Genomic DNA, 25,332 nt, shown 5'->3' on the forward strand with positions numbered 1-25,332 from the left:
AGCGGTACTACGCCTCCAGCGGCACGGCCAGCGTGAATACGCTGCCCGCCCCCTGGCGGCTTTCAAAACTGATCTGCCCGTGCAGCAGGTGGGCCAGGCGCTGGCTCAGATGCAAGCCCAGGCCGGTGCCCTCGAACTGCAGCGCCGGCCCCTCGCCGATCTGGCTGAAGGCCTGGCACAGCATCTGCTGGTGGTCCGGCGCGATGCCGACGCCGGTGTCGCACACGCTGACGGTGGCGCAGGCGCGCCCGTTCACGTCGGCGGTATCGAGTTCGATGCGCACGGCCCCGCTGTCGGTATATTTAATCGCGTTGGTCAACAGGTTCACCAGGATCTGCTGCATGGCGCGGCGGTCGCCGTGCACATTGATGTCGTCGTCGGGGGCGCTGAAGTCAAACTGCAATCCTTTCTGATGGGCTTGCGGCTGGAATACCGGAAGTAGCTCCGAAATGAGCGCGTGGCACTCCAGCGCCTCCATGTTCAACTCCACTTTACCCGAAGCGATCTTGGTCAGGTCAAGCAAATCGTTAATCAGCGCCAGCAACTGGCGCGCGCTGGCCTGCACGGTGCGCAGCTGGCGCTCCTGCTCCGGCGTCAGCGGGCCAGGCAGCCTCATCAGCAGCGTGCCGGCGAAGCCGATGATGGCGTTCAGCGGCGTGCGCAGTTCGTGCGACATGCTGGCCAGGAAACGGTCCTTGGCCAGGTGCGCGTCGCGCAGCTCGCGGTGGCTCTCGCTCAGCTGCTGTTTCAACTGCTGTGTCGATTGCTGTGCCGATTGCTGTGACGATTGCTGTTCCATGCGTTGGCGGCCGGTGGCGAAGCGCACCGCGCTCAGCACCAGCGCATCCCGCCCCGGCCCGGCGGCCACCGCCTTGGCCACGCAGTCCACCGGCAGCGGCGTGCCGTCTTTATGGTGCCACAGCGATTCGTAGTGCGCCTGGCCGTGTTCGAAGACGTGGCGCTCGATCGCGTCGCCGTCGTCGCACAGGCCGGGCGGCAGCAGCATGCCGAGGCGCCGCCCCAGCGCCTCCTGTTCGGTGTAGCCGAACATGGCCTGGGCGCCGCGCGTCCAGCCGACAATGGCGCCGCCCGGCGCGGTCAGGATGACGGCGTCGGGCGATTCTTCCGAAATGAGCTTGGCGAAGTCTATGGGCATCGTGTTGCCTTGGGCTGTGCGCATGCAATAACCATACAGCAAGTGATCGCGCCGATTCTCACCAATAGTCACGAAAATCGCATTGCGCTCGCTCCGCATGTTGCCGCTTACCAATCCAGTCTACCTAACGATACGGGCACTGTCCATTCTGTTGATTTCGTCGAGGATGAAGCGCAGCACGCGGGGGTGCGAACCGAGTTCGACATGGCCGATACCGCCGAATTCGACGTTCCCGGCGCCGCGCAGGCGGGCCGACTCTTGCGGTGCGACGATATTGTCGTGGTGCGACCACAGCGAGGTGATCAGGGCCCGCGTTTGCGGCGTTTCCGAGGCCGCCAGTTCGGCCAGCCAGGCCGAGCCGCGCTGCATCTGGCGCGCGTTCAGGCCCGGGCCGAAGTTGGCCAGCGCGGTGCCGTGGTGCGGCGCGCCGACCGTGATGACGTGCGCCACGCGGGCGTCGCCATAGCGGCGCAGATGGGCGCGCGCGGCCAGCCCGCCCATGCTGTGGCCGACCACGATGGCGCGCGGCTTGCCGCTGGCGGCGCACAGCCGCGCCAGGGCGGCCTCGATCAGCGGCGCGTAGTCGTCGATGCCGGCGCCGATCGGTTCCAGGTCCACTGCCAGCCAGCTCTTGCCGGCGGCGCTCAGGCGCATCGCGAGCCGGGTCCAGTAGCCGCCGTTGCAGCCGTAGCCGTGCACCAGCAGCACGGGCAGGCCCTGCTCGCCACTGGCGATGTGCAAGGTGGTGCGTGGACGCAACATCGTCCACGAGGAAGTCCCCATGGACGAGCTGAATTCGCCCCAGAACAGGCGCAGCCGCCCTCCCAGAGAGAGCGCATGGCCGGCCGGAACGGCGCTGCCGGCACGACGGGCCATGCGGAAATTGTTACTGGAAATTACCATTCTCACCAGCAAGACGCTGGCCAGCGCCAGCAGCAGTCCGGCCGGCCAGCCGCCGGCCGGCCACCAGCCTGCCACCGCGCGGGCGATCGCCAGCCCGGCGATCAGCTGCACCAGCATGATGAGCAGCAGGATGCGGCGGGCCATGGCAGCCTCAAGCTGCCCGCGTCAGCGGAAAGCGCGCCGGTCCGGCTGCCGCGCCAGGCGTCCCGGCATGCGCGGCGACCGGAGCACCGGCAGGCTCGGCGGTGGGCAAGGCGGCGGGCGCCGCCGGGCTGCCTGCCGGCGCCGGGCGCGGCGCCGCTTTGCCGGTCAGCCGCTCGGCCAGCCCGCTGGCCAGCCGCGCCGTGATGCCGTAGATCGACAATTGCGGGTTGGCGCCTATCGAGGTCGGGAACAGCGAGCCGTCGTGCACCGACAGGTTGGCCACGCCGTGATAGCGGCCATCGCCGTCCACCACGCCGCGCCGCGGATCGGCCGCCATGCCGCAGCCGCCCATCACGTGCGCCGACACGACCCGCATCAGCAAATTCTTGAACGGCAGCGCATTGATGGCCTGGCGCGCCCGCGTCCAGCTGGTGTAGCTCTGCGCCAGCTCGTGCACCGGCAGCACGCTGCGCGCCCCGGCCGCGAACTGGATCTCGGCCATGCTCAGCAGGCCGCGCCGCATGCCGTCCCACAGGAAAGGCGTGATGCGGTAGTCGAGCACCGGGGCGCCGCGGCTGTCGAGCGCCACGCTGCCGCCCTGCGCCTCGCCATGGAAGCCGTCGCGCAGCAGCGCCAGCAAGCCTTGCACGTGCGTGAACTGGCGCATCATGGCGGCGTGTTCCTCGCCGAAGCCGGCCATCGTGGTCGACAGGAGCAAGGGGTGCAGCGGCGGCGCCTCCAGCTTGTAGCCGGCCGCTCCGTCGATGGCCTGGGTTTCCAGGAAATGGTCGGAATAGATCGACTGCGGCGCGCCGGCATAGCCGTCCACGCGCTGCTCGAACAGGCCGGACGAGATGATGGTCGGGTGCAAAAAGGTGCGCTTGCCCAGCAGGCCGTACGGATCCGGCGCGCCCGAGCGCAGCAGCAGGCCGGGCGTGTTGATGGCGCCGCCCGCCACCACGTAATGGCGCGCACGCACGGTCACGCGGCGGCCGGTGGGCGCCAGGCCGTCCGCGCTCAGCGCCGTCGCGACGACATGGTCGACCCGGCCGTTCTTGAACACCAGCCGCTCGGCGCGGGCGCGCGTGAGCAAGGTCGCGCCGCGGTCCAGCGCGGACGGGATGGTGGTCACCAGCATCGACTGCTTGGCGTTCGTCGGGCAGCCCATGCCGCAATAGCCGAGGTTCCAGCAGCCGTTGACGTTGCGCCGGATGGCCGCGGTCGGAATGCCCAGCCTGGCGGCCCCGCGCCGCAGCAGATCGTTGTTCTCATTGGGCGGCACGTCCCAGGGCGCGATGTGCAGGCGCTGCTCCATCATGCCGAACCACGGCGCCAGCGCCTCCTGCGTGTAGTCCGCCAGGCCGAACTGGCGCTGCCAGTAGCCCAGCGTGGCCGGCGGCGTGCGGAAGCTGGAGGTCCAGTTGACGGTGGTCGAGCCGCCCACGGTGCGGCCCTGCAGGATGTTGATGCCCTTGTCGCGCGTCTTGCGCGCGCCCGCCTCCTGGTACAGCGCCGGGTAGGCGTCCGCCTCGCGCATCTTGAAGTCGCTGGAGGACTTCAGCGCGCCCTCCTCCATGATAATGACGGTCAGCCCGGCCAGGGCCAGCATCTCGGCCGTCACGCCGCCGCCCGCGCCGCTGCCGATGACGACGACGTCGGCCTCGAAACCGCGGTCCAGGTCCAGCGTGGCGCAGTCCACCACTTTCCAGCCGCGCGCCAGGCCGGCGACGATGGGGTCGGGAATCACATTGCTGCTCGTAGCGGCGTTCATCAGCTCAGCTCCTTGATCGGGCCGGGATAGCCGGTGGCGGCCCAGCTGGCCGGGTCGGCGTACCAGGCGCCCAGCACCAGGTCGTGCAGCGCATGGTAGGCCGTCTGCAGCATCTCGAACCGGTGCGTGCGCCAGCCTTGCAGGAAGGCCGATGCCTGCTCGGGCGTGGTGTCGCGCCAGGCGGGCACACCGGCCAGCAGGCGGCGCGCGGGCGCCAGCGCCAGCAGGCCGAACAGATCCTGCACTTCCTTCTGGGTGCCCAGCGGCAAACTGGCGATGGCCTGCTGCACGCCGTCCACGGTGCGCGCCACGGCGGCGCCGCGCGCGGCGGCCTCCCGCGGCAGCATGGGGCCGACGATGGCCGGCACGACGGCCGCCAGCACCGCGCGCGCCTCGCCGTCCAGCACGTAGCGTCCGAGCGGCGCGGCGCCTTGCACCGTGCGGTACAGCGCCCCGCCCGCCGCCAGCGCCAGCGCGCCCAGCACGCCCGTCTTCAAAAATGTCCTGCGCTTCAACATGTCTCTGATCTTCCCCTTGTTTTTTTCAGTGTACGACAGTCTCGCGCGCCCTTCCGCTGCAAAAAATAGAGCCACCTGTCTACTTCCATCTGGTAAAAATTCACCTATGACAAATGAAAAGACCCTGAGCCCGCTCGAACAGCAGTTGCGCGTAGCGCGGCTGGAGCGCCAGGTCGCCGAGCGCGACCCTGCCCTGCGTTCGGCGCGGCTGGCGCTGAAGGCCTTCCAGGCGGCCCGCCTCAAGCGCAGCCACGCCGACCTGCTGGACTCGCCCGACACCCACCATGCGGTCTTGTTTTTCCTGGAAGAGTTGTACGGCACGCACGACCTGAGCCAGCGCGACACCGACCTGGAGCGCATCGCCCCGACCATGCAGCGCGTGCTGCCGGCCGACGCCCTGCAAACCGTCACCGACGCCATGCAGCTCGACGCGCTGGCCGAGCGGCTGGACACGGCCATGGCCAAGCTGCTGGGCCCGGAGTTCACGGAAGCGGACTACATCGTCGCCTACCGCGCCGCGATGACCCCGGCCGACCGCGCGCGCCAGCTCGACCTGGTGCAGGCGCTGGGCGATTCCCTGAGCCAGCTGGTGCGCATCCGCATGCTGAACGCCACCCTGGTGCTGATGCGCGGTCCGGCCCGCATGGCCGGCCTGGGCGGGCTGCAGCAATTCCTGGAACGGGGATTTTCAGCCTTCAAGCGCATGCAGCGGCCCAAGGATTTCGTTGCCACCATCTGCCGCCGCGAGCGCGCCGTCATGGAGCGCATCTACCAGCGCCACGCGGCGCCGTTCGACCTGCTGTAGCGGTCTATTGGGGGTCTTTGCCCATGATCTTGCGCGCGATGCCGCGCAGGATGTTCACTTCCTCGGTCTCGAGCCGGGTGCGCGAGAACATGCGTTTGAGGCGCGGCATCAGCTTGCGCGGATTGCTCGCGTCGAGGAAGCCGATCGCCACCAGCGCCTGCTCCAGGTGCTCGTACATGGCGTCGATCTGGGTCAGGCTGGCCGCCTCGCCCTGGAAACCGATGCCCGCTGCGGCGGCTTCGGCAGGCTCGGCAGGCGTGGCAGCCATGGCAGGCGCGGCCAGGGCCGCCATGCGGCACTCATAGACCAGCACCTGCGCCGCCTGCGCCAGGTTCAGCGAGGAATAGTCGGGATTGGCCGGAATATTGATCAGCACATTGCACTTTTCCACGATCTCGTTGGGCAGGCCGAAGCGCTCGTTGCCGAAGATCAGGGCCGCGTGCAGCCCGCCGCCGGCCGCCTGCTCGGCGAACTGGCGCGGCGCCAGCACCGGCGGCGAATACTCGCGCAGCCGCGCCGACACGGCGGCCGCGAAGTGTATGCCCTCCAGCGCCTCGGCCATGCTGCCGACGATACGCGCCGAGGCCAGGATGTCCTGCGCGCCGCTGGCGAAAGCGACCGCCTCCTCGTGTTCGAGCGCGCCGTCGAAGCGCGGATTGACCAGCACCAGCTCGCCAAAACCCATGGTTTTCATCGCCCTCGCCACCGAGCCAATGTTGCCAGGACGGCTAGTTTCCACCAGAATTATTCGTAGCCGATGAAAAAGAGTCGCTGTATTTTGAGGCTGCTTCATTTAAAATAGCGCCATTACGCGCGTTCGAGATGGATTCCGGTGGCATTTTAACCAGTCCAACCCGTTCCCGCACCGCTCTTTCTTACAATCGTTCACATGCCAACCTGCCTGGATGCTACGCGCCCGGCGGGCAGCAGCGTTTTTTTAAACGGAAGCTACTATGCACCCAATGCTCAATACGGCGATCAAAGCCGCCCGTCGCGGCGCCGCCGTCATCAACCGCGCCAGTTTCGACCTCGACCGCGTCATCGTCAACGAGAAGCAACACAACGACTTCGTCACCGACGTCGACACCGCTGCCGAACAGGCCATCATCGAGGTGCTGAGCAAGGCCTACCCCGGCCACGGCTTCCTGGCCGAGGAATCCGGCGCATCGGCCAATGTGAACGACGAGAGCGAGTACGTGTGGATCATCGATCCGCTGGACGGCACCACCAACTTCATGCACGGCTTCCCGCAATATTGCATTTCGATCGCGCTGCAGCAGCGCGGCGTCGTCACGCAGGCGGTGATCTACGACCCGGTGCGCAACGACCTGTTCACCGCCACCAAGGGCGCCGGCGCCTACCTGAACGAAAAACGCATCCGGGTCGGCAAGCTGGACCGCATCAACAACGCCCTGCTGGGCACCGGCTACAAGGCCGGCAACCCGGGCGCGCTGACCGAATACCTGAAAATGTACGGCATCATGGCGGAACGCAGCCAGGGCGTGCGCCGCGCCGGTTCGGCCGCGCTGGACCTGGCTTACGTCGCCGCCGGCAAGCTCGACGGCTATTATGAAAAAGGCCTGCAGCCATGGGACATCGCGGCCGGCGCGCTGATGGTGTCCGAAGCGGGCGGCATCATCGCCGAGTTCAACGGCGAGTCCGACTATCTGCACAAGGGCAACGTCATTGCCGGCAGCCCGAAGGTGTTCGGCCAGATGATAGGCCTGCTGGCGGAGTTTGCTTAACTTATAGTCATCGTTTGCGTAACTTTGTTACAAATTAAAGGGGCGGATCGCCCCTTTTCCATTTCCGTATCGCAACTTCAGTGTCCCGAAGCTGTTATACTGCACGGTGCGGCAACTCAACCAGTCCACGGCCGCCACCCCGAGTAAAAACTGATTGCCTCCGACTGGCGCCCAAAAAGCGACGAGCCGATCTTAACTAAAAGTCATCATGTCATTTTCCACCCTTGGTCTGTCCGACGCCATCGTCCGCGCTGTCGCCGACAACGGTTACACCACGCCGACGCCTATCCAGACCCAAGCGATCCCGGCTGTTCTGAACGGCGGCGACCTGCTGGCCGGCGCGCAGACCGGTACCGGCAAGACCGCCGGCTTCACCCTGCCCATCCTGCACCGCCTGTCGACCGACGCCAACGGCGCCAAGCTGAGCAACCGCACCGCCGCCCGTCCGATCCGCGCGCTGATCCTGACCCCGACCCGCGAACTCGCGGCCCAGGTCGAGGAAAGCGTGCGCGTCTACGGCAAGTACACTCATCTGAACTCGGCCGTCATTTTCGGCGGCGTCAGCATCAACCCGCAGATCAAGCAGCTGCGCCACGGCGTCGACATCCTGGTGGCGACGCCGGGCCGGCTGCTCGACCACATGATGCAAAAGACCATAGACCTGAGCAAGGTCGAGATCCTGATCCTGGACGAAGCCGACCGCATGCTGGACATGGGCTTCATCCGCGACATCAAGAAAGTGCTGGCCGCCCTGCCGCCGAAGCGCCAGAACCTGCTGTTCTCGGCCACCTTCTCGGACGAGATCAAGGCCCTGGCCGACAACCTGCTGGACAGCCCGGCCACCATCGAAGTGGCGCGCCGCAACTCGACCGTGGAAGTGATCGCCCAGAAAGTGCACCCCGTCGACCGCGACAAGAAGCACCCCATGCTGTCGCATCTGATCCGCACCCACAAGTGGACCCAGGTGCTGGTGTTTACGCGCACCAAGCACGGCGCCAACAAGCTCGTTGAACAGCTGGGCGCGGACGGCATCGGCGCCATGGCCATCCACGGCAACAAGAGCCAGGCCGCCCGCACCCGCGCGCTGGCCGAGTTCAAGGACAACACGCTGCAAGTGCTGGTCGCCACCGACATCGCCGCGCGCGGCATCGACATCGACCAGCTGCCGCACGTGGTCAACTACGACCTGCCGAACGTGCCGGAAGACTATGTGCACCGCATCGGCCGCACCGGCCGCGCCGGCGCCACCGGCGAAGCCGTGTCGCTGGTCTGCGTGGACGAGCACACCATGCTCAAAGACATCGAGAAGCTGATCAAGCAGACGCTGACGCGTGAAGTGATCCCGGGCTTCGAGCCGGATCCGAACGCGCGCGCCCAGCCTATCCAGCTGCGCAGCGGCGGCGGCGGCCACCGCAATGCCCCGCGCCAGGGTGGCGGCGGCAACGGCGGCCGTGCCAAGCCGGCGGCCGGCGCTGCCGGCGCTGGCAAACCGCGCAGCGCGGGCGGCGGCAACGGCGGTGGCAACGGCGGCGGCGCAGGCCGTGCCCCGGCAGCCCCGGCGGCGGCCGCAGCGCCCCGCGCGCGGCGCCGCCGCACCGCTCGGGCGGCCGCGGCCGCTAAGCACGAAGTCTCGATAAAGGAGGCAGGGTCAATTAAAATATTGACTCTGCCTCCTTTTTTTATGGACGAGCCATGCCCAAGTTCGCTGCCAATCTGTCCATGCTGTTCACCGACCTGCCCTTCCTGGACCGCTTCGCGGCCGCGCGGCAGGCCGGCTTCGACGCCGTCGAATTCCTCTTTCCCTACGCCTACGATCCGGACCAGCTGAGCGAGCGCCTGCACCGCCACCAATTGCAGCTGGTGCTGCACAATATGCCGCCCGGCGACTGGAGCGCCGGCGACCGGGGCATGGCCTGCGATCCGCGCCGGTCCGACGAATTCCGCGTCGGCGTGCAGCAAGCCATCGCGTTCGCGACCGAGCTGGGGGTCACGCGACTGCACTGCATGGCGGGCAAACTGCCCGGCGGCCTGGCGCCGGAGCGCGCCCACGAAACCCTGGTGGCCAACCTGCAGTACGCGGCCGACCGCTGCCAGGAGCACGGCATCCGGGTGCTGATCGAACCCATCAACACCTACGACATCCCGGGCTACTTCCTCAACCGCAGCGGCCAGGCGCTCGACATCATCGACGCCTGCGCGCGCAGCAACGTCTGGCTGCAGTACGACATCTACCACATGCAACGCATGGAGGGCGAACTGGCCAACACCATCCGCGCCTGCCTGCCCCGCATCGGCCACATGCAGCTGGCCGACACGCCCGGCCGCCACGAGCCGGGCACCGGCGAAATCAACTATCCCTTCCTGTTCCAGCTGCTCGACGAGCTGGGCTACGACGGCTGGATAGGCTGCGAATACCATCCGCTGGCCGGCACCGCCGACGGCCTGGGCTGGCTGGCGCGCCAGGGCGCCGGCGGCTGATGCCGCCATCCAATCGCGCCCCTTTGCGCTAGCGCAAAGCCCCGGAATTTGCGCGGAGCAAGATAAGTCCTCACCCCTGGCTGACCGAGGAGAGGACCGATGAAACTGCCCCGCTTTTTTGCAAGCTCGCTTGCCGCCCTGCTGATCCTGCTGGCGATGGCCGTCCTGGGCGGCTGCGCCGGCAATCCCCGGCTGCAGGAGGCGCGCGAATTCGCCGCCGGCTCGGTCAAACTGGGCGGCTACGCCGACCTGACCCAGCGCTTCCGCGACACCTACCAGCGCGAACAGCCCTACCTGTCGGCCGCCGCCGACCAGCGCGAACGCGCGGCCGACGCCGCGCGCCGCGCCGCCTACCCGGACCTGATCGCCATCCACGAGGCGGTGCAGCTGTATATGCAGGCCCTGGGCCAGCTGGCCGACGGCACGCAGTTCGACCTGAAGGAGCCGATCAAGGCCATGGGCGCCGGCATCAAGGCCTGGCCGGACACCGGCCTGAGCGACCGCCACGTGAACGCCTACAGCGGCCTGGCGCGGCTGCTGGCGCGCGCCGCCACCAACGGCTACCAGGAGCGCGCGGTGCACAGCATGGTGCGCGACGGCGACGAGCAGCTGCAAGCACTGCTGGAGGCCATGCAGAACCTGCTGCGCTACTACGACAAGAGCAGCGACAACGAACGCGACATCGTGCTCGGCATGCTGGAGGTCGAGATCGCCTACGCCGACACGCCGCGCGACCGCCTGCTGGCGGCGCTGGCCAAGTCGCACCGCATCGCCAAGGCCAACGAGTACCGCCTGATCGGCCTGCGCCACACGCTGGCGGCCAAGCACGTGGCGGCGGTCGCGGCCGCCCACCGCGCGCTGGCGCAGCACCTGGCGCAGCCGGACAGCCCGGGCGCGCGCAACGCCCAGGCCCAGGCCGTCAGCGAACTGCGCGCCACCAGCGCCGCCCTGGCGGCCGCCTTCCATCATCTTGACCAAGCCGACTAAGGAGAGCGCCATGGATCAGCTGAATACGCAGCCCGGCAACACCCGCGACATCGAAGCGCTGGCCGACAGCCTGACCGCCTGCGCCAACGAGTTGCACGAGCGCATCATGAAAGCCATCCGCCGCAATCCGCCGGGCGGTCCCGGACGCGAGCCGCGGCCCGGCACCGGCGCCGCGGCCCCTGCCGCGGACACCGTCCCCGTCAACGGCACGCTGGAGCACGGCATTTCGCACGGCGCCGCGCAGGCGCTGTTCGAGAACGAGGTGGCGCTGCGCCAGCGCGCCAGCAGCCTGTACCTGGACGCCGCCGTGCTGGCCGCGGCCGGCCTGGGCGTGCCGCAACGCGAACTGCTCGACCTGGTGGCGCTGGCGCGCCGCCGCATCCGCCACGCCAATATCCTGAAGGACGTGATCGGCATCGCCGCCGACATGCTGGGCCTGGCCGCCGCCATCGCCGCCGGCAAGCCGGAGCACCTGGCCGCCGTGCTCGAGAGCATCAAGGAGCGCGGCGCCAGGCTGAAAGAGGAAGGCGGCGGCGAGCGCGGCGGCGAACCGGCCGGCTAGCACGGCCTTGCAGTGTGCCCGCCCGCGCCCGGCGCGGCTTATAATCGGGACCATGCCCCCTGTTTAGGAGCGCAGCATGGCTTTCCGATCGATACTGGTGCACGTGGACGAGGCGCCGCGCGTGGCCGAGCGCATCCGCCTCGCGGTGGAACTGGCGCTGCAGGACGACGGCCACCTGCTGGGCGTGGCCATGACGGGCGTGGCCCGCGCGCTGTACCAGAACGCCATCGTCGACGAGCAAGATCCCAACCTGGCCCTGCACCTGCAGTTCCTGCGCGAGCGCGCCAACCGCGCGCTGGAGCAGTTCGCCCCGCTGGTGCAGCGCCTGGGCCTGCGCTCCTTCGAGCAGCGCGTGGTGGACGACGACGCCGGCGCCGGCCTGAGCCTGATGGCGCGCCACGCCGACCTGGTGGTGATCGGCCAGGCCGATCCCGAACACGTGTCGACGGCCGCCGCCGGCGACTTCCCGGCCCAGGTGCTGACCAATTCCGGCCGTCCGGTGCTGGTGGTGCCCTACGCGGGAGCGCCTCGGCCGGCCTCGGCCGGCGCGCCGGCGCGGCGCATCATGCTGGCCTGGAACGCCAGCAAGGAGGCCGCGCGCGCGGTGCACGAGGCGCTGCCGCTGCTGAAACGGGCCGAGCGCGTGCAAATCGCCATCTTCGACGCCGACACCGAGCGCGCGCTGCACGGCGAGGCGCCGGGCGCGGAACTGCTGCGCTACCTGGGTCGCCACGGGATCGATGCGGAACTGCTGTTGCGCCAGTCGGCGCGCAGCGGCTTGCTGAAGCGGCCGTCGGGCACCGGCGAGGCGCTGCTGTCGCTGCTGGCCGAGGAGAATTGCGATTTGCTGGTGCTGGGCGCCTACGGCCATTCGCGCTTCCGCGAAACGCTGCTGGGCGGCGTCACCCGCACCGTGCTCGAATCGATGACGGTGCCGGTGCTGATGGCGCACTAGGGCGGGGCCGGGCCGGCGGCGTCAGCCGCCTTCCGACCAGGACTGGCTGCGGATCTTGGCCACCTGCCGCTGCGCCAGCCATTTCCACAATTGCAGCGCGTCGGCCTGGGGCGCGCCCGCCATGCGGCGCGGGCTGGCCAGGGCCAGTTCGCAATCGCGGTCCGACCATTCGGCGAAGCAGATGTGGCCGCCGCTGGCCACCTCCACCTCGTACATCAGGCCGTCGTCATAGCCGAAGCGCAACACGGCCGTGCCGGGACCGCCGTCCGGGGCGTGCACCGCCCCGCTGTAGATTTCCGCCAGGGCCGCAGCCAGCTGGGATTCGGTCGGTGCGGCCACGTCGCGGCCGTCCGGGCGAGTCAGCACTACCCATGCCTGTGTCATTGACGCTCCCCCTTCTCAACTCGTTAGCATTCTTCTGGCGAATCATGTACCGGCTTGGACGATCATGCCATGATCCATGTCTAGCATGGTGCTTGAGGACGGCTGTTTGGTATTTTTATTGTAGCAACTTTGGCGCAAGTAATTTGAATATGCGCGGAACAGGCGCGCATGAGGGGGGCAATAGGGGTGCAAGCAGCGCGGCGCAAGCGGGACAGGCTGGCGCCGGTTGTTGATTTGCAACATCAAGCCGGGGGATCGACCAGCGCGGGCAGCGACAAGGGGTTGAAATCGCGCCAGTCGCCGTTTTCGATGCTGCCCTCGGCGCGCTCGATGTGGCTGGCGCCCAGGCGCCGCAGCAGCGCCACCGCGCCGCTGCCGTCGTCGCCATCCGGCAGCGCCACCGCCACCATCATGCCCGACTCGCGCGGCACGAACTGGTTGGCCACGCTGCCCTCCTCCGGCTCGCCGGCCTCCTTCAGATGGCTGAAACTGTACAAGGAACCGACGTGGCCGCCAACCAGCGCGCCGACCACCGGCCCCAGCGGCCCGGCCACCGGGATGGCCGCCGCGCCGATGGCGGCGCCGAGCGCGCCGCCCGCGCTCATGCCCTTGGCCAGGCCGGCGTCGGTCTCCTTGGCGCCGGGCGACTTGTCCTGGTCGCCGCCCAGCGGCAGCACGCCGTGCTGGCCGGCGGGGTTGACGAAGAAGGTGCTGATGCGGTCGGCGGCGAAACCGGCCTCCTGCAGCGCGGCGCGCGCCGAGTCGGTTTCATCTTGCAATTGGAATTGTCCAGCGATAATTGTACTCATCATGTCCTCCTGTCAATGGCGGCGCCCCAGATTGCCGCACCCCGGACCACGCTTCCGTGCGCGCGCGCACACATCGCGCGGCGCGCCGTATAATCAAGCCAGCACCCCGCCGCAGCCGCTTCACTCTCAAGGACCACCGCCTGATGGAATTGGATGCCACGCCTTCGGCCATACTGAAAGACATGCCGGCACTGTCGGCCCGCGCGCTCGCCGCCAGCTCGAATGGCGTGCTGATCACCGACGCGCGCCGGCCCGGCTGCCCCATCATCTACGCCAACCCGGCCTTTTGCCGCATGACCGGTTACGCGGCCGAGGAAGTGCTGGGCCGCCAGTGCAGTTTCCTGCAGGGCGAGGACCGCGATCAGGCCGGCCTGCCCGCGCTGCGCCGCGCCATCGCCCAGCACGAGGACGCGCGCGTGGTGCTGCGCAACTACCGCAAGGACGGCTCGCTGTTCTGGAACGAGCTCTACGTGTCCCCGGTGCCGGACGAGCACGGCGAGATCACGCACCACGTCGGCATCGTCAACGACATCAGCGCGCTCAAGGAGCAGGAGGACCGGCTGGCCTTCCACAGCACGCACGACGGCTTGACCGGCCTGCCCAACCGCAACCTCTTCATCGACCGCCTGCAGCAGGCCGTGCTGCAGGCGCTGCGCCACGGCGACCAGCTGGCCCTGCTGTGCATCGGCATCGACAACCACGCCTTCGTCAACGAAAGCCTGGGCCACGCCGGCGGCGACGCACTGCTGGCCGCCGCCGCCCAGCGCCTGCGCGCCTGCGTGCGCAGCCACGACACCGTGGCCCTGCTGGGCGGCAACGAGTTCGTCGTCATCCTGGGCGAGGTGCAGGGCCCGGGCGATGTGATCCCCGTGTGCGAGAACATCTTCGCCGCGCTGGCGCCGGCCATCCCGCTCGACGGCCAGCAGGTGCACGCCAGCGCCAGCATCGGCATCACGCTGTGCCCGCAGGACGGCAAGGACGGCGCCACGCTGCTGCGCTACGCCGACATGGCGCTGAGCCGCGCACGTGAAATGGGCGGCTCGGCCTACCAGTTCTTTTCCTCCGAGATGAACCACCGCACGCTGGAGCGCATCGGCATGGAGGCGGCGCTGCGCCTGGCCGTGTTCCGCGACGAGCTGCAGCTGCGCTACCAGCCGCTGGCCGACCTGCAAAGCGGGGCCGTGGCCAGCCTGGAGGCGCTGGTGCGCTGGCAGCACCCGGCGCTGGGCCTGATCTCGGCGCAGCGCTTCGTGCCGGTGGCCGAGGAGGCCGGGCTGATCGGCGCGATCGGGGCCTGGGTGCTGCGCCGCGCCTGCCACGACATGCAAAGCTGGCGCGCCGCCGGCCTGGCGCCGGTGCGGGTGGCCGTCAACGTCTCGCCCAAGCAGTTCCGCGACCGCCAGTTCACCACGCTGGTGGCGGCCATCCTCGACGAGTACGGCCTGCCGCCGTCCTGCCTGGCGCTGGAAATCACCGAGGCCGCGCTGCCGCAGGACGCGGCCGCCAGCAGCCAGGTGCTGGCCCAGCTCAAGACGCTGGGCGTGGCGCTGGTGCTGGACGATTTCGGCACCGGCTATTCCTCGCTGAGCAATCTGAAGCGCTTCCCCTTCGACGCGGTCAAGATCGACTGCGCCTTCATCCGCGACATCGTCACCGACAGCGGCGACGCCGCGCTGTCGAAGACCATCATCTCGATGGCCCACCTGCTCGGCATGCAGGTGGTGGCCGAGGGCGTCGAAACGGAGGCCCAGTGCGACTTCCTGCGGCGCCACATGTGCGACCAGATCCAGGGCTATTTCTTCGCCGCCCCGCAAACCGCGGACGAGATGCAGGCGCTGCTGCGCGACGGCCGCGCGCTGCCGCAGCACTTGCTGCGCATCCAGAAGCAGAAGCGCTCGCTGCTGCTGGTGGACGACGAGCAGAACATCGTCTCGGCGCTGAAACGCCTGCTGCGCCGCGACGAGTACCAGATCTACACCGCCTGCAGCGGCCAGGAAGGGCTGGACCTGCTGGCGCGGCAAGAGGTCGACGTGATCGTGTCCGACCAGCGCATGCCCGGCATGCTGGGCGCGGACTTCCTACGCAAGGCCAAGGAACTGTATCCGGACACGATACGCATCATGCTGTCCGGCTACACCGAGCTGCAATCGGTGACGGACGCCGTCAACGAGGGCGCCATCTACAAATTCCTGACCAAGCCCTGGGAGGACGAGCTGCTGCGCGGCCATATCGCCGACGCCTTCCGCCTCAAGGAAATCGCCGACGACAACGAACGCCTGAACCTGGAGCTGCGCACCGTGAACCACGAACTGGCCTCGGCCAACCGGCGCCTGGAGGATGTGCTGCGCCAGAAACAGCAGCAGATCAGCCGCGACGAGATCAGCCTGAACATCGCGCGCGAACTGCTGCAGCACTTGCCGCTGCCGGTGATCGGCATGGACGACCGCGGCATGATCGCCTTCGTCAACGCCGCCGCCGACCACCTGTTCCGGCGCGCCGGCGACCTGCTCGGCAACGAGGCCTGCGTGGTGCTGCCCGAGCTGTTCCCGGAAGAGCAGGCCGCCCCGGCCGGCCTGGCGCCCCCGTCCCATGCGCAAGCCCATTCCCACACCCACCAGACCGACATCGACGGCACCCGCTACGCCGTCGAGGTCTACCCGATGGGCGAAAACTCGGCCTCGCGCGGCAGCCTGATCACCTTGCGCCGCTGCGAGGTGGCGCCATGAGCAGCCTGACCATCGCCATGGACGAGGCCCGCGCCGGCATGATGCTGGCCGAGGACCTGACCGACGGCCACGGCACGGTGCTGCTGCCCTCGGGCGCCGTGCTCAGCGACAGCATGCTGGCCTCGCTGCGCCGGCGCGGCGTGGAAAGCTGCGCCATCGCCGCTCCCGATGCCGGGGACGGGGACGGAGAAGACCCGGCCCAGGCCAGCGCGCGCGCGCTGGAACGCCTGCAGCGGCTGTTCCGCCACAGCGCCGAGACCGAAGCCACCGGCCAGCTGCTGCAACTGCTGGCCACTTACCGCGCACGGAGCTAAGCCATGCTGACCCAGGAAGACGTCGCCCGCAAGGTCCAGAACCTGCCCTCGCTGCCGGACGTGGTGTGCGAGCTGCTGGCCTGCATCGGCCAGGAGGGGCTGGACACGCAGGTGCTGGCCGGCAAGCTCGCGCTCGACCAGTCGCTGTCGGCCAAGACGCTGCGCCTGGCCAATTCCTCCTTCTACGGCATGCCCACGCGCGTGACCACCATCCAGCAGGCGGTGGCGGTGCTGGGGATGCACAACATCCGCACCCTGGTGACGGCGTGCTCGGTGACCGGCAGCTTCCAGGCCGTGGCCGGCAGCCGCTTCGACATGGCCGCTTTCTGGCGCCATTCGGTGGCCACCGCCGCCTGCGCCCGCGCGCTGGCGCGCCACCTGCGCCAGAATCCGGACACCGCCTTCATCGCCGGCCTGCTGCACGACCTGGGCACGCTGGTGCTGGCCACGCGCTATCCGGCCGAGTACGAGCGGGCCGAGGACTACCGGCTGGAGCACGATTGCTACCAGCAGGAGGCCGAGCAGGCCGTGTTCGGCTTCGACCACGCCGGCGTGGGCGGCGCGCTGGCCGCACACTGGCAATTCCCGCAACAGATCCAGCGCGCGGTGGCCTGCCACCACCGCCCGCTGGAACTGGACGCGCCCTCGCTGGCCATGACCGTCCACCTGGCCAACGCCTTCGCCCACGGCCTGGACCTGTCGGGGCGCGAGGACGACCTGGCGCCGCCGGTGACGCAGCAGGTGTGGGATGCCGCCGCGCTGGGCAAGGCGGTCTGCCTGGACGTGTTCGGCGAGAGCGAACGCACTTTCCGCGACCTGTGCCAGATCCTGGTCAATTGAGCAACCGAGACGGAGCCAGCATGCCCGACACCGAACGCCAGCAGAACCACGAGGCCCACGCGGCGGTGGCGCTGTCCGCCTTCCTCGACGGGCACCCGGTGGCCACCTTCGTGCTCGACACCGCCCACACCATCACGCACTGGAACAAGGCCTGCGAACACCTGCTGGGCTGGAGCACCGAGGAAATGGTGGGCACCAAGAACCATTGGCAAGCCTTCTACCCCAAACAACGCGACCTGCTGGCCGACCTCATCATCGCAGGCCTGGACCCGGCCGCCAGCGAGTACTACAAGGAAAAGCACACGCGCTCGGCGCTGATCCCCGGCGCCTACGAGGAGGAGGACTTCTTTCCCAACATCGGCGCCAGCGGCCACTGGCTGCACTTCACGGCCGCGCCGCTGCGCGACGGCAACGGCAGCGTGGTTGGCGCCATCCAGACGCTGCGCGACGTCACCGAGCGCCGCGTGGCCGAGAATGCGCTGCGCAAGGCGCACGACAACCTGGAGCACATCGTCGAGAAGCGCACCGCCCAGCTGGCCGAGGTCAACGAGCGGCTGGAGGACGACATCCGCCAGCGCGAACTGGCCGATGCCGAACTGCGCCGGCGCAACATCGAACTGACCGAACTGAACGCCCAGCTCGGCATGGCGCAGCAGCAGCTGGTGCAGTCGGAAAAGCTGGCCTCGATCGGCCAGCTGGCGGCCGGCGTGGCGCACGAGATCAACAATCCCATCGGCTACATCTTCTCCAATTTCGGCACCCTGCAAAGCTACCTGGGCAACCTGTTCGACATGCTGCAAGCCTACCAGGACGCCGAGCCCAGCGTGGCCGACCCGGCCGTGGCGGAGCGCCTGCGCGCCATGCGCGAGGAGCTGGACCTGGACTTCCTGCGCGGCGACATCCCCTCCCTGATGAGCGAATCGAAGGAAGGCATCGTGCGCGTGCGCCACATCGTGCAGGACCTGAAGGATTTCTCGCGGGTCGACGCCAACCAGGAATGGGTGTGGGCCAATCTGCACCAGGGCATCGATTCCACGCTCAACATCGTCAGCAACGAGGTCAAGTACAAGGCCGACGTGGTCAAGCAGTACGGCGCCATCCCGGACATCGAGTGCCTGCCGCTGCAGATCAACCAGGTGGTGATGAACCTGGTGGTCAACGCCGCCCATTCCATCGGCGGCGAGCGCGGCACGATCACCGTGCGCACCGGCACGGACGACGCCGAGCACGTCTGGCTGGAAGTGCAGGACAACGGCTGCGGCATCGCGGAGGACAATCTGTCGCGCATTTTCGACCCTTTTTTCACCACCAAGCCGGTCGGCAAGGGGACGGGCTTGGGTCTGTCGATGGCTTATGGTATCGTGCGCAAGCACAACGGCAGTATTACGGTGCAGTCCGCGCCCGGCGCAGGCACCACCTTCCGCATGCTGCTGCCGGTGCGACATGAAGACCGCCCTGCCAACAAAGAGTCCCCGCCATGACGCCAGTCCAGTCCTTTGCCGCCCCCGCCACCGCCACCGCCAGCCCCGCTGCGCCCGGCGCGGCGCCCGCCGCCCCACCCACCTTGCTGTGCGTCGACGACGAACCCAACATCCTGGCCTCGCTGCGGCGCCTGTTCCGCGGCAAGGGCTACCGCGTGCTGGTGGCCGAGAGCGGCGCCGAGGGCCTGCAGGTGCTGGAAAACGAGCAAGTCGACCTGGTCATCTCCGACATGCGCATGCCCGAGATGGACGGCGCCCGCTTCCTGGGCCAGGTGCGCGAGCGCTGGCCCGACAGCGTGCGCCTGCTGCTGACCGGCTACTCCGACATCCAGTCCATCCAGGACGCCATCAACTGCGGCGAGATCTACCGCTACATCACCAAGCCGTGGGACGACAACGACATGGTGCTGGTGGTGCGCCACGCGCTGGAGCGGCGCGCGCTGGAGCAGGAAAAGCAGCGCCTGGAAGCGCTCGCGCTGCACCAGAACGAGGAACTGAAAGCGCTCAACCAGAGCCTGGAGGCCAAGGTCGAGGCGCGCACGCAGCAGTTGCAGGTGTCGCGCGACGCCGCGCTGGCGGCGAACGACAAGCTCAAGCAAAATTTCGTCACCACCATCAAGGTCATCGCCAGCATACTGGAGATGCGCGGCGGCGCGCTGTCCGGCCACTCGCGCCAGGTGGCCGACCTGGCGCGCAAGCTGGCCGTGCGCCTGAACCTGAACGCCAAGGAAAGCCAGGACATCTTCGTCGCCGGCCTGCTGCACGACCTGGGCAAGATCGGCTACAGCGACGACATGCTGGCCACGCCGCTGACCATGCTGCACGGCGAGGCGCTGGGCCTGTTCCGCAAGCACCCGCTGCGCGCCGAGCAGCTGCTGATGCCGCTGGAGGACTTGCGCGGCACCGCCGCCATCCTGCGCGCGCAGCTGGAGCGCTTCGACGGCAACGGCTTCCCGGACGGCCTGGCCGGCCTGGCGATCCCGCTCGGCGCGCGCATCCTGGCGCTGGCGGTGGACTACTACAACCTGCAGCAGGGCGCCATGGTGCAGCGCCACCTGCGCGCCGACGAAGCCAGGACGCTGATCATCAACGCCAGCGGCAAGCGCTACGACCCCAACGTGGTCAACGCCTTCCGCCAGGAGATGGACGGCGGCGGCGGCGGCGACGAGGGCGTGGACGTGCTGTCCGGCGAGCTGGTGCCGGGCATGGTGCTGGCGCGCGACCTGGTCAGCCGCGACGGCCTGATGCTGCTGGCGGCCGACCACACGCTGGACGCGCGCATGATCCAGCAGGTGCAGGATTTCGAAGCGAAAAGCGAGGGCCGCCTGCCGATCCGCGTGCGGCCCTTCGCCAAGGGCAAATGATGAGACGCATCCTGCTGCTGGACGACGAGATGAATGTGCTGTTCGCGCTGCAGCGCTCGATGCGCGCCCACCTGGCCATCCCCGACCTGCGGGTCGAGGTCTTCACCAATCCCTACCACGCGCTCGAACGCGTGTGCGCCTGCGAGTTCGACCTGGCGATCTCCGACTTCCGCATGCCGCAGATGAGCGGCGTAGCCTTCCTGCAGGCGCTCAAGGACGTCGCGCCCAACACGGTGCGCATGATGCTGAGCGCCTCGACCGAATTCGAAACCGCCATGAGCGCCATCAACGACGCCCACGTGTTCCGCTTCATCCCCAAACCCTGGAACCTGGCCGACCTGCAGAACAACATCGGCGAGGCGCTCGCCATGCGCGACCGGCTGCTGGCCGAACAAGGGCTGAACGCCCCGCCCGCCGAGCCGCTGACGCCGCAGGAACTGGAAGCCCGGCGCCTGGAAGCCGAGGAACCCGGCCTGCTCAAGGTCAACTGGGGACCGGACGGCTCCATCATCCTGTAGCGGCCGGGCGCGCCCTCAGTGCGCGGACTCGGCCGCCTTGGGCGGCTTGACCGGCAGGCGCACGGTGAAGCGGGTGCCCTTGCCGAGCTCGGAGGCGACCTCTATCCTGCCGCCGTGCTTGGCGACGATGCCGTAGGACAGCGACAAGCCCAGCCCGGTGCCGCTGCCGACCGGCTTGGTGGTGAAGAAGGGTTCGAAGATCCGGTTCAGGTTTTCCTGCGGGATGCCGCAGCCGGTGTCGCCCACCTCCACCCAGACCCAGCCGTTCTCGGCGCCGGTGCGCAAGGTGATGGTGCCGCGCTCCTTGATGGCGTGGCCGGCGTTGACCAGCAGGTTCATGAACACCTGGTTCAGCTGCGAGGCCAGGCATTCGATCTGCGGCAGCGCGCCGTACTGTTTTTCGACCGTGCACTTGTACTTGATCTCGTTGGAGACGATGTTCAAGGTGCTGTCCAGGCCGTGGTGCAGATCGGCCACCTGCCATTCGGTCTCGCCCACGTGCGAGAAATCCTTGAGCGCCTGCACGATGTCCTTGACCCGCTTCAGCCCGTCCATCGATTCCTTGACCAGCGCCGTCACGTCCTCGCGCAAGAACTCCAGGTCGGCCTCGTCGCGGATGGCCGCGATGCGCGCCTGCACCGGCGCCGGGGCCGACGGCGACGACAGGATCTGCTCGTAGGCGTCGACCACGCCGAACAAGGTCGTCACATAGTTCTGCAGCGTGCCCATGTTGGAATTGACGAAGCCGACCGGGTTGTTGATCTCGTGCGCGATGCCGGCCGCCAGCTGGCCTATCGAGGCCATCTTCTCCGACTGCAGCAACTGCTCGTGCGCCTCGCGCAGCTTGGAGATCAGTTCCTGCTGGGCTTGCTCCATCAGCTTGCGGCTGGTGATGTCGGTCAGCGAGCCGATCACCTCCAGCGGGGCGCCGTGCTCGTCGCGGATCAGGCGCAGGCTGTCGTGCATCCACAGGTAGCTGCCGTCGGCGACGCGGAAACGGTATTCGTAGGCGCGCTGGCCCTTGGTAAACACCTCGGCCAGGCTGGAGAAGATGTTGGGCGCGTCGTCCGGGTGGATGTGGTCGAACCAGAAGTTGGGATCGGCCACCATGTCGTCCGGCCGGTAGCCCAGCACATTGAGCGCGTTGTTGCTGACGAAGGTCATCTTGAAGTCGCCGCTGGGCACGGTGCAATAGATGATGGCCGGGGTATTGTCGACCAAATATTGCAGCCGCACCAGCGGCGAGGCCGCCTCGGCGGCCGGCGCGGGCGCCACCGGCGCCTGTGTGAAGAAATCGAACTCCTCGAACTGCATGTGCCCACCCTGGTCTGCGCCGGAAGATGAATCGATTATGCTCTCATTCCACAAGGGAAAGCGCACTGAAGGCGCACTTTTTACCAGCTTGCAATCGCGTAGGAAGCTCCCCTGCCGCCAGCCGGCAGCGGCTGCGGCGCCTCCGCTGCCGGCGGCGCCGGGCGCGCCAGCCACAGCCGAGGATCGACCCGGTAGTATTTGCCGAATTCCTCGAACAGCGCGGCATGCCGTTCGGCCATCTGCCATGGTTTCTCAAAGAAGGTTTCGGTGGCCACGGCGAAAAACTCGGCCGGGCTGGTGGCGCCATAATGGTCCAGCACGCTGTCCTGGCGGCCGTAATAAGCGTCGTAGCGCAGGTTGTCGTAGTCGCGCGACAGCACCGCCGACCAGCTGCGGTAGCTGTCCTTGCTGCCCAGGTAGGGCGCGCCGTTGCTGCTGCCCGATTCGCTGTCGAGCTGGTGCGCGAACTCGTGCAGCACCACGTTGTGGCCGTCGGTCCAGTCGCGGTAGCCGCGCTTGACGTCGGCCCAGGACAGCACCACGCGGCCGTCGTCCCACGATTCGCCCAGCAGGGTCTGGTGGTGGTCGGTCACCACGCCGCCGGCGTCGAGCTGCTTGCGCGGCACCAGGAAGGCGCTCGGGTAGACCAGGATGGTGTGCAGCGCGCGGTAGACCTTGCTGGGCCGGTTCAGCAGCAGCAAACAGGCCTGGCCGGCGATGGTGTAGCGCATCTCCTCATCGACTTGCAGCCCCTCGCAGCCGACGAAGGTCTTCTGGTGCAGGAATTGTTTGACCAGCCGGCGCAACTGCCCGCGCAAGTCCTCGCCCATGCTGGCGTAGACCGGGATGTTGCGTTGCAGGACGGCCTCGGCGGCCTCGGGCCAGGGCCGGGCCAGCGCGCGGCGCAGCCGCCAGCGCGGAAGATACAGCGGCACGGCCAGGGCCAGCGCCACAACAGGTAGCCACAACAATGCGTCCATAGTGCCGTCCATAAGGAAACTCGTGCGTCACAAGTGGGGTTCCTTTCCGACAATTCAATGCACAACAGCCGGAACGCGTTCCGGCTGTTTCCACTGTAGCAGCACCGCCGGCTCAGGGCTGGGCTTTTTGCAGCGAGGTCGGGGCGCCGAACAGGGCGGCCACCAGCGGATCGCGGGTGACGGGGCCGCGGTTGACGCGGATCGCATAGTGGGTGTCGTCGGCCAGGATGTGGAAGTGGCGGCCGGCACCGGCCATCGCCTGCTCGCGCAGGCTGGGGCGCTCCTTGCGCGGCGGCGCGCCTTCGCGCTTGGGCTGCACGATGGCGGCCAGGAACATCTTGACGCGCTCGGGGTCGGGCGTCAGCTGGTAGACCGCCTTGCCCAGGTAAGTGGCCGTGCCTTCGATATAGCGCGCCAGTTCGATCACGCCGGCGTCGCGCAGGTCGCGGATGTATTTGCGGGCGCCGGACGGCGAAAACTTGAGGAACCAGGCAATTTCATCGGCCAGCATTTCGTGCTGCTGCAGCTCGGCGATCAGCTTTTGCATATTTTCGATGCGGCGCAGCGTGGCGGAGGTCGAACGCACCCGCTCGATAGGCGCCAGCGACAAGGCTTTGCGCTCAGGAATCGGACCGGGACGTTCCACCAGCGTCAGCCTTGGTTTGTCAGCAGCCTTCATGGGCTCCTGCATGGCGTGGCCGGAATTTTGGTTGTCTCTGATTGCATGCATTTCAACACTCCTTATAACGATAGGCAGGATTGCGCGGCGAGAGGCCCGACTGCCATGCAGGCCACGCTTTCGTCTACTTCTGGGGTCTAGGATGCCGTTTGCGCCGGTTTCGGTCTGTGCGGCAACGAACATAAGTGAGCAATTCGTCAATTGGGTGCGTTGCCGAACAGATGCGGCCGCCCGCCAACCTTAAGCTGGCAGCATCTTCCACTGAGAAAGGAAACATCATGAAACTCCCCGTCCTGCTGGCCACCCTGGCCGCCGCCCTCACCCTGGCGGCCTGCGAAAAGACCACGGTTAACAACCCGCCGGTGGTGGAAACCCCGACCCCGGCCGCGGTACCGGTTCCCGTGCCAGGCCCCGCGGGCCCCGCCGGCGCACCCGGCACGCCCGGCGCTCCGGGCGAACCCGGCAAACCTGGCGATACCCTGATCGTGGTGCCGGACGCCAAGCCTGCCGACGCACCGCCGCCTCCGGCCCGCTAGGCGCCGCCCGCTCCAGGGCAGGCGCACGTGCTGGCATTCCCAACAAGATTGTTACCCTGATACAATATCCACCGCGCCGCACCATCCTTGGTGAACGGCGCGGTTTCCATTTGACTGCGTGAAGATGCCGCAGTTCACGGCCTGGACTGTCACAAATCGACAACATGTTTGATACCGCGCAAACGTTTGGTGCGCTAGCGCACTGAGCGATGGAACAAACATCCCTAGAGTCCAGTCCAACAGCGCAGCAACAAGCTGGAAACTTCGCCGTATAGGCAGCACCACCCTCAAACAATCGGAGTTTAATTTTGAATAAGACCAATAAAACCGCCATCGTCGCAGCCCTGCTGACCTTGTCCTCGACCGCCGCCCTGGCGCAGGAAGCGGTCATCAACCCGAACTGGTATGTCCAGCCCAGCCTGAGCATCATGGACCAGGACTCGGACTTCGGCGTCGACAAGCAGGGCCATGGGGCCGGCTTGAAATTCGGTAAAGCCCTGAACGAGCAGTGGGACCTGCAGACCGGCTACACCTACGCCCGCAGCCGCGGCAACGGCGAGCGCTATCAGCAGGAAACCCTGGGCGTGGACGCGCTGTACATGTTCTCCCGCAAGACCGTGCGTCCATTCTTCCTGGCCGGCGTCGGCGCCGAGCGTTCGCGCGCCAACCTGCGCAACACCGCGCAGACAGAGAAGTCGTCGCCCTTCCTGAGCGCCGGCCTGGGCTTCCAGTCCGACCTGACCGAGCGCCTGGCGATGCAAGCCGACCTGCGCGTGGTGCACGGCTTCGTGCGCCACAGCCCCTTCCTGGCCACCGGCGCGAGCAGCAACAACGCCTACCTGAACTTCGCGCTGAACTACGCCCTGGGTCCCAAGCCGCAGCCAGCGCCGCCACCGGCGCCGTACGTCGCGCCGGCACCGGCACCGGAACCAGCGCCGGTGGCGCCTGCCCCGGCACCGGCACCGGCGCCGCGCTTCGAGAAGGTCACCATGTCGGCAACCGAACTGTTCGCCTTCGACAGCGCCAAGCTGAACCCGAACCAGCCCAAGCTGGACGAGCTGGCCACGCTGCTGAACAACAACCCGTCCGTCGGCAACGTCACCATCACCGGCCACACCGACCGCCTGGGCTCGGACAAGTACAACCAGAAGCTGTCGGAACAGCGCGCCGAGTCGGTCAAGGCCTACCTGACCGGCAAAGGCGTGGCAGCCACCCGTCTGAACGCCGTCGGCAAGGGCGAGTCCCAGCCGGTGGTTCAGTGCGACAACAAGAAGCGCGCCGACCTGATCAAGTGCCTGGAACCGAACCGCCGCGTTGAAGTGGACCAGGTGACCATCGAACGCCGCGTGAACTAATCGCACGT

The 25,332-nt window shown here is 67.8% G+C and carries 25 protein-coding genes; 15 read left to right on the plus strand and 10 right to left on the minus strand.

Features of this window, described 5'->3' with window-relative positions; translation table 11 throughout:
• Positions 1 to 7: 7 nt before the first annotated feature.
• The 4 genes from ACSQ8Y_RS15005 to ACSQ8Y_RS15020 form a co-directional block, all read right to left on the minus strand.
• Positions 8 to 1,180 (minus strand): ATP-binding protein, encoded by a 1,173-nt coding sequence (locus ACSQ8Y_RS15005; RefSeq protein ID WP_436267257.1) that lies wholly within the window; start codon positions 1,178 to 1,180, stop codon positions 8 to 10.
• Between the two features lie 96 nt (positions 1,181 to 1,276).
• The gene (locus ACSQ8Y_RS15010; protein WP_436267258.1) at positions 1,277 to 2,203 is read right to left on the minus strand and encodes an esterase/lipase family protein; all 927 of its coding nucleotides are present in this window, start codon (positions 2,201 to 2,203) and stop codon (positions 1,277 to 1,279) included.
• Positions 2,204 to 2,210: 7 nt separating this feature from the next.
• Positions 2,211 to 3,974, minus strand: coding sequence for a GMC family oxidoreductase N-terminal domain-containing protein (locus ACSQ8Y_RS15015; RefSeq protein WP_436267259.1), 1,764 nt, complete (start codon positions 3,972 to 3,974; stop codon positions 2,211 to 2,213).
• Positions 3,974 to 4,492 carry a hypothetical protein gene (locus tag ACSQ8Y_RS15020; RefSeq protein ID WP_436267260.1) on the minus strand — a complete coding sequence of 173 codons (519 nt, stop codon included), beginning with the start codon at positions 4,490 to 4,492 and terminating at the stop codon, positions 3,974 to 3,976. Before ACSQ8Y_RS15020 ends, ACSQ8Y_RS15015 begins: the two co-directional genes overlap by 1 nt.
• Positions 4,493 to 4,598: 106 nt before the next feature.
• Between ACSQ8Y_RS15020 and ACSQ8Y_RS15025 the strand changes: the two genes are divergently transcribed.
• Positions 4,599 to 5,297: an FFLEELY motif protein gene (locus ACSQ8Y_RS15025; RefSeq protein ID WP_436267261.1), complete on the plus strand. Its 699-nt coding sequence runs from the start codon at positions 4,599 to 4,601 to the stop codon at positions 5,295 to 5,297.
• Positions 5,298 to 5,301: 4 nt separating this feature from the next.
• Here the strand turns inward: ACSQ8Y_RS15025 and ACSQ8Y_RS15030 are convergent, their stop codons facing one another.
• Positions 5,302 to 6,090, minus strand: coding sequence for an RNA methyltransferase (locus ACSQ8Y_RS15030; protein WP_436267262.1), 789 nt, complete (start codon positions 6,088 to 6,090; stop codon positions 5,302 to 5,304).
• A gap of 169 nt (positions 6,091 to 6,259) precedes the next feature.
• Here ACSQ8Y_RS15030 and ACSQ8Y_RS15035 point away from each other — a divergent pair, with 169 nt between their 5' ends.
• From ACSQ8Y_RS15035 to ACSQ8Y_RS15060, 6 genes are all read left to right on the plus strand, one after another.
• A complete protein-coding gene (locus ACSQ8Y_RS15035; protein ID WP_436269830.1) occupies positions 6,260 to 7,042 on the plus strand; it encodes an inositol monophosphatase family protein in 783 nt (260 codons plus the stop codon).
• A 208-nt stretch (positions 7,043 to 7,250) separates the two neighbouring features.
• Positions 7,251 to 8,870 carry a DEAD/DEAH box helicase gene (locus ACSQ8Y_RS15040; RefSeq protein WP_436267263.1) on the plus strand — a complete coding sequence of 540 codons (1,620 nt, stop codon included), beginning with the start codon at positions 7,251 to 7,253 and terminating at the stop codon, positions 8,868 to 8,870.
• Positions 8,762 to 9,520, plus strand: coding sequence for a hydroxypyruvate isomerase (hyi, locus tag ACSQ8Y_RS15045; protein WP_436269831.1), 759 nt, complete (start codon positions 8,762 to 8,764; stop codon positions 9,518 to 9,520). The genes ACSQ8Y_RS15040 and hyi overlap by 109 nt, the downstream gene beginning before the upstream one ends.
• 99 nt (positions 9,521 to 9,619) lie before the next feature.
• A complete protein-coding gene (locus tag ACSQ8Y_RS15050) occupies positions 9,620 to 10,507 on the plus strand; it encodes a hypothetical protein (protein ID WP_436267264.1) in 888 nt (295 codons plus the stop codon).
• Between the two features lie 10 nt (positions 10,508 to 10,517).
• Positions 10,518 to 11,069: a hypothetical protein gene (locus tag ACSQ8Y_RS15055; protein ID WP_436267265.1), complete on the plus strand. Its 552-nt coding sequence runs from the start codon at positions 10,518 to 10,520 to the stop codon at positions 11,067 to 11,069.
• A 76-nt stretch (positions 11,070 to 11,145) separates the two neighbouring features.
• The gene (locus tag ACSQ8Y_RS15060) at positions 11,146 to 12,024 is read left to right on the plus strand and encodes a universal stress protein (protein ID WP_436267266.1); all 879 of its coding nucleotides are present in this window, start codon (positions 11,146 to 11,148) and stop codon (positions 12,022 to 12,024) included.
• A gap of 21 nt (positions 12,025 to 12,045) precedes the next feature.
• Here the strand turns inward: ACSQ8Y_RS15060 and ACSQ8Y_RS15065 are convergent, their stop codons facing one another.
• Both ACSQ8Y_RS15065 and ACSQ8Y_RS15070 read right to left on the minus strand, forming a co-directional pair.
• A complete protein-coding gene (locus ACSQ8Y_RS15065; protein ID WP_436267267.1) occupies positions 12,046 to 12,408 on the minus strand; it encodes a hypothetical protein in 363 nt (120 codons plus the stop codon).
• A 242-nt stretch (positions 12,409 to 12,650) separates the two neighbouring features.
• Positions 12,651 to 13,217: a hypothetical protein gene (locus tag ACSQ8Y_RS15070; protein WP_436269832.1), complete on the minus strand. Its 567-nt coding sequence runs from the start codon at positions 13,215 to 13,217 to the stop codon at positions 12,651 to 12,653.
• A gap of 143 nt (positions 13,218 to 13,360) precedes the next feature.
• Here ACSQ8Y_RS15070 and ACSQ8Y_RS15075 point away from each other — a divergent pair, with 143 nt between their 5' ends.
• The 6 genes from ACSQ8Y_RS15075 to ACSQ8Y_RS15100 are packed head-to-tail and all read left to right on the plus strand — an operon-like array spanning position 13,361 to position 20,460.
• On the plus strand, positions 13,361 to 15,943 hold the full coding sequence (locus ACSQ8Y_RS15075) for an EAL domain-containing protein (RefSeq protein WP_436267268.1): 2,583 nt from the start codon (positions 13,361 to 13,363) through the stop codon (positions 15,941 to 15,943).
• The gene (locus tag ACSQ8Y_RS15080; protein ID WP_436267269.1) at positions 15,940 to 16,257 is read left to right on the plus strand and encodes a hypothetical protein; all 318 of its coding nucleotides are present in this window, start codon (positions 15,940 to 15,942) and stop codon (positions 16,255 to 16,257) included. The genes ACSQ8Y_RS15075 and ACSQ8Y_RS15080 overlap by 4 nt, the downstream gene beginning before the upstream one ends.
• Before the next feature lie 3 nt (positions 16,258 to 16,260).
• The gene (locus ACSQ8Y_RS15085) at positions 16,261 to 17,097 is read left to right on the plus strand and encodes an HDOD domain-containing protein (protein ID WP_436267270.1); all 837 of its coding nucleotides are present in this window, start codon (positions 16,261 to 16,263) and stop codon (positions 17,095 to 17,097) included.
• 20 nt (positions 17,098 to 17,117) lie between these two features.
• Positions 17,118 to 18,578: an ATP-binding protein gene (locus ACSQ8Y_RS15090; protein WP_436267271.1), complete on the plus strand. Its 1,461-nt coding sequence runs from the start codon at positions 17,118 to 17,120 to the stop codon at positions 18,576 to 18,578.
• Complete coding sequence (locus tag ACSQ8Y_RS15095; RefSeq protein WP_436267272.1) at positions 18,575 to 19,942, plus strand: HD domain-containing phosphohydrolase; 1,368 nt, start codon at positions 18,575 to 18,577, stop codon at positions 19,940 to 19,942. The genes ACSQ8Y_RS15090 and ACSQ8Y_RS15095 overlap by 4 nt, the downstream gene beginning before the upstream one ends.
• Positions 19,939 to 20,460 carry a response regulator gene (locus ACSQ8Y_RS15100; protein WP_436267273.1) on the plus strand — a complete coding sequence of 174 codons (522 nt, stop codon included), beginning with the start codon at positions 19,939 to 19,941 and terminating at the stop codon, positions 20,458 to 20,460. Before ACSQ8Y_RS15095 ends, ACSQ8Y_RS15100 begins: the two co-directional genes overlap by 4 nt.
• 15 nt (positions 20,461 to 20,475) lie before the next feature.
• Here ACSQ8Y_RS15100 and ACSQ8Y_RS15105 read toward each other — a convergent pair whose 3' ends face one another.
• The 3 genes from ACSQ8Y_RS15105 to ACSQ8Y_RS15115 form a co-directional block, all read right to left on the minus strand.
• On the minus strand, positions 20,476 to 21,774 hold the full coding sequence (locus ACSQ8Y_RS15105) for an ATP-binding protein (RefSeq protein WP_436267274.1): 1,299 nt from the start codon (positions 21,772 to 21,774) through the stop codon (positions 20,476 to 20,478).
• Between the two features lie 80 nt (positions 21,775 to 21,854).
• Entirely contained in the window at positions 21,855 to 22,754 is a 900-nt protein-coding gene (locus ACSQ8Y_RS15110; protein WP_436267275.1) for a zinc-dependent peptidase, read from the minus strand.
• A gap of 112 nt (positions 22,755 to 22,866) precedes the next feature.
• A complete protein-coding gene (locus tag ACSQ8Y_RS15115; protein WP_436269833.1) occupies positions 22,867 to 23,445 on the minus strand; it encodes a winged helix-turn-helix domain-containing protein in 579 nt (192 codons plus the stop codon).
• A gap of 266 nt (positions 23,446 to 23,711) precedes the next feature.
• Between ACSQ8Y_RS15115 and ACSQ8Y_RS15120 the strand changes: the two genes are divergently transcribed.
• Positions 23,712 to 23,969, plus strand: a complete 258-nt coding sequence (locus ACSQ8Y_RS15120; RefSeq protein ID WP_436267276.1) for a hypothetical protein — start codon at positions 23,712 to 23,714, stop codon at positions 23,967 to 23,969.
• Between the two features lie 308 nt (positions 23,970 to 24,277).
• Complete coding sequence (locus ACSQ8Y_RS15125; RefSeq protein WP_436267277.1) at positions 24,278 to 25,324, plus strand: OmpA family protein; 1,047 nt, start codon at positions 24,278 to 24,280, stop codon at positions 25,322 to 25,324.
• Positions 25,325 to 25,332: the final 8 nt, after the last annotated feature.

Origin of the sequence: Pseudoduganella sp. LjRoot289 (genome assembly GCF_964252925.1) — a bacterium.
Taxonomy (GTDB): domain Bacteria; phylum Pseudomonadota; class Gammaproteobacteria; order Burkholderiales; family Burkholderiaceae_D; genus Rugamonas.

Bases quoted from the DNA above. Each gene is read 5' to 3' on its own strand.
- ACSQ8Y_RS15005 (WP_436267257.1), bottom strand. From the start codon at position 1,180: ATGCGCACAGCCCAAGGCAACACGATGCCCATAGACTTCGCCAAGCTC.
- ACSQ8Y_RS15010 (WP_436267258.1), bottom strand. From the start codon at position 2,203: ATGGCCCGCCGCATCCTGCTGCTCATCATGCTGGTGCAGCTGATCGCC.
- ACSQ8Y_RS15015 (WP_436267259.1), bottom strand. From the start codon at position 3,974: ATGAACGCCGCTACGAGCAGCAATGTGATTCCCGACCCCATCGTCGCC.
- ACSQ8Y_RS15020 (WP_436267260.1), bottom strand. From the start codon at position 4,492: ATGTTGAAGCGCAGGACATTTTTGAAGACGGGCGTGCTGGGCGCGCTG.
- ACSQ8Y_RS15025 (WP_436267261.1), top strand. From the start codon at position 4,599: ATGACAAATGAAAAGACCCTGAGCCCGCTCGAACAGCAGTTGCGCGTA.
- ACSQ8Y_RS15030 (WP_436267262.1), bottom strand. From the start codon at position 6,090: ATGAAGCAGCCTCAAAATACAGCGACTCTTTTTCATCGGCTACGAATA.
- ACSQ8Y_RS15035 (WP_436269830.1), top strand. From the start codon at position 6,260: ATGCTCAATACGGCGATCAAAGCCGCCCGTCGCGGCGCCGCCGTCATC.
- ACSQ8Y_RS15040 (WP_436267263.1), top strand. From the start codon at position 7,251: ATGTCATTTTCCACCCTTGGTCTGTCCGACGCCATCGTCCGCGCTGTC.
- hyi (WP_436269831.1), top strand. From the start codon at position 8,762: ATGCTGTTCACCGACCTGCCCTTCCTGGACCGCTTCGCGGCCGCGCGG.
- ACSQ8Y_RS15050 (WP_436267264.1), top strand. From the start codon at position 9,620: ATGAAACTGCCCCGCTTTTTTGCAAGCTCGCTTGCCGCCCTGCTGATC.
- ACSQ8Y_RS15055 (WP_436267265.1), top strand. From the start codon at position 10,518: ATGGATCAGCTGAATACGCAGCCCGGCAACACCCGCGACATCGAAGCG.
- ACSQ8Y_RS15060 (WP_436267266.1), top strand. From the start codon at position 11,146: ATGGCTTTCCGATCGATACTGGTGCACGTGGACGAGGCGCCGCGCGTG.
- ACSQ8Y_RS15065 (WP_436267267.1), bottom strand. From the start codon at position 12,408: ATGACACAGGCATGGGTAGTGCTGACTCGCCCGGACGGCCGCGACGTG.
- ACSQ8Y_RS15070 (WP_436269832.1), bottom strand. From the start codon at position 13,217: ATGAGTACAATTATCGCTGGACAATTCCAATTGCAAGATGAAACCGAC.
- ACSQ8Y_RS15075 (WP_436267268.1), top strand. From the start codon at position 13,361: ATGGAATTGGATGCCACGCCTTCGGCCATACTGAAAGACATGCCGGCA.
- ACSQ8Y_RS15080 (WP_436267269.1), top strand. From the start codon at position 15,940: ATGAGCAGCCTGACCATCGCCATGGACGAGGCCCGCGCCGGCATGATG.
- ACSQ8Y_RS15085 (WP_436267270.1), top strand. From the start codon at position 16,261: ATGCTGACCCAGGAAGACGTCGCCCGCAAGGTCCAGAACCTGCCCTCG.
- ACSQ8Y_RS15090 (WP_436267271.1), top strand. From the start codon at position 17,118: ATGCCCGACACCGAACGCCAGCAGAACCACGAGGCCCACGCGGCGGTG.
- ACSQ8Y_RS15095 (WP_436267272.1), top strand. From the start codon at position 18,575: ATGACGCCAGTCCAGTCCTTTGCCGCCCCCGCCACCGCCACCGCCAGC.
- ACSQ8Y_RS15100 (WP_436267273.1), top strand. From the start codon at position 19,939: ATGATGAGACGCATCCTGCTGCTGGACGACGAGATGAATGTGCTGTTC.
- ACSQ8Y_RS15105 (WP_436267274.1), bottom strand. From the start codon at position 21,774: ATGCAGTTCGAGGAGTTCGATTTCTTCACACAGGCGCCGGTGGCGCCC.
- ACSQ8Y_RS15110 (WP_436267275.1), bottom strand. From the start codon at position 22,754: ATGGACGCATTGTTGTGGCTACCTGTTGTGGCGCTGGCCCTGGCCGTG.
- ACSQ8Y_RS15115 (WP_436269833.1), bottom strand. From the start codon at position 23,445: ATGCAGGAGCCCATGAAGGCTGCTGACAAACCAAGGCTGACGCTGGTG.
- ACSQ8Y_RS15120 (WP_436267276.1), top strand. From the start codon at position 23,712: ATGAAACTCCCCGTCCTGCTGGCCACCCTGGCCGCCGCCCTCACCCTG.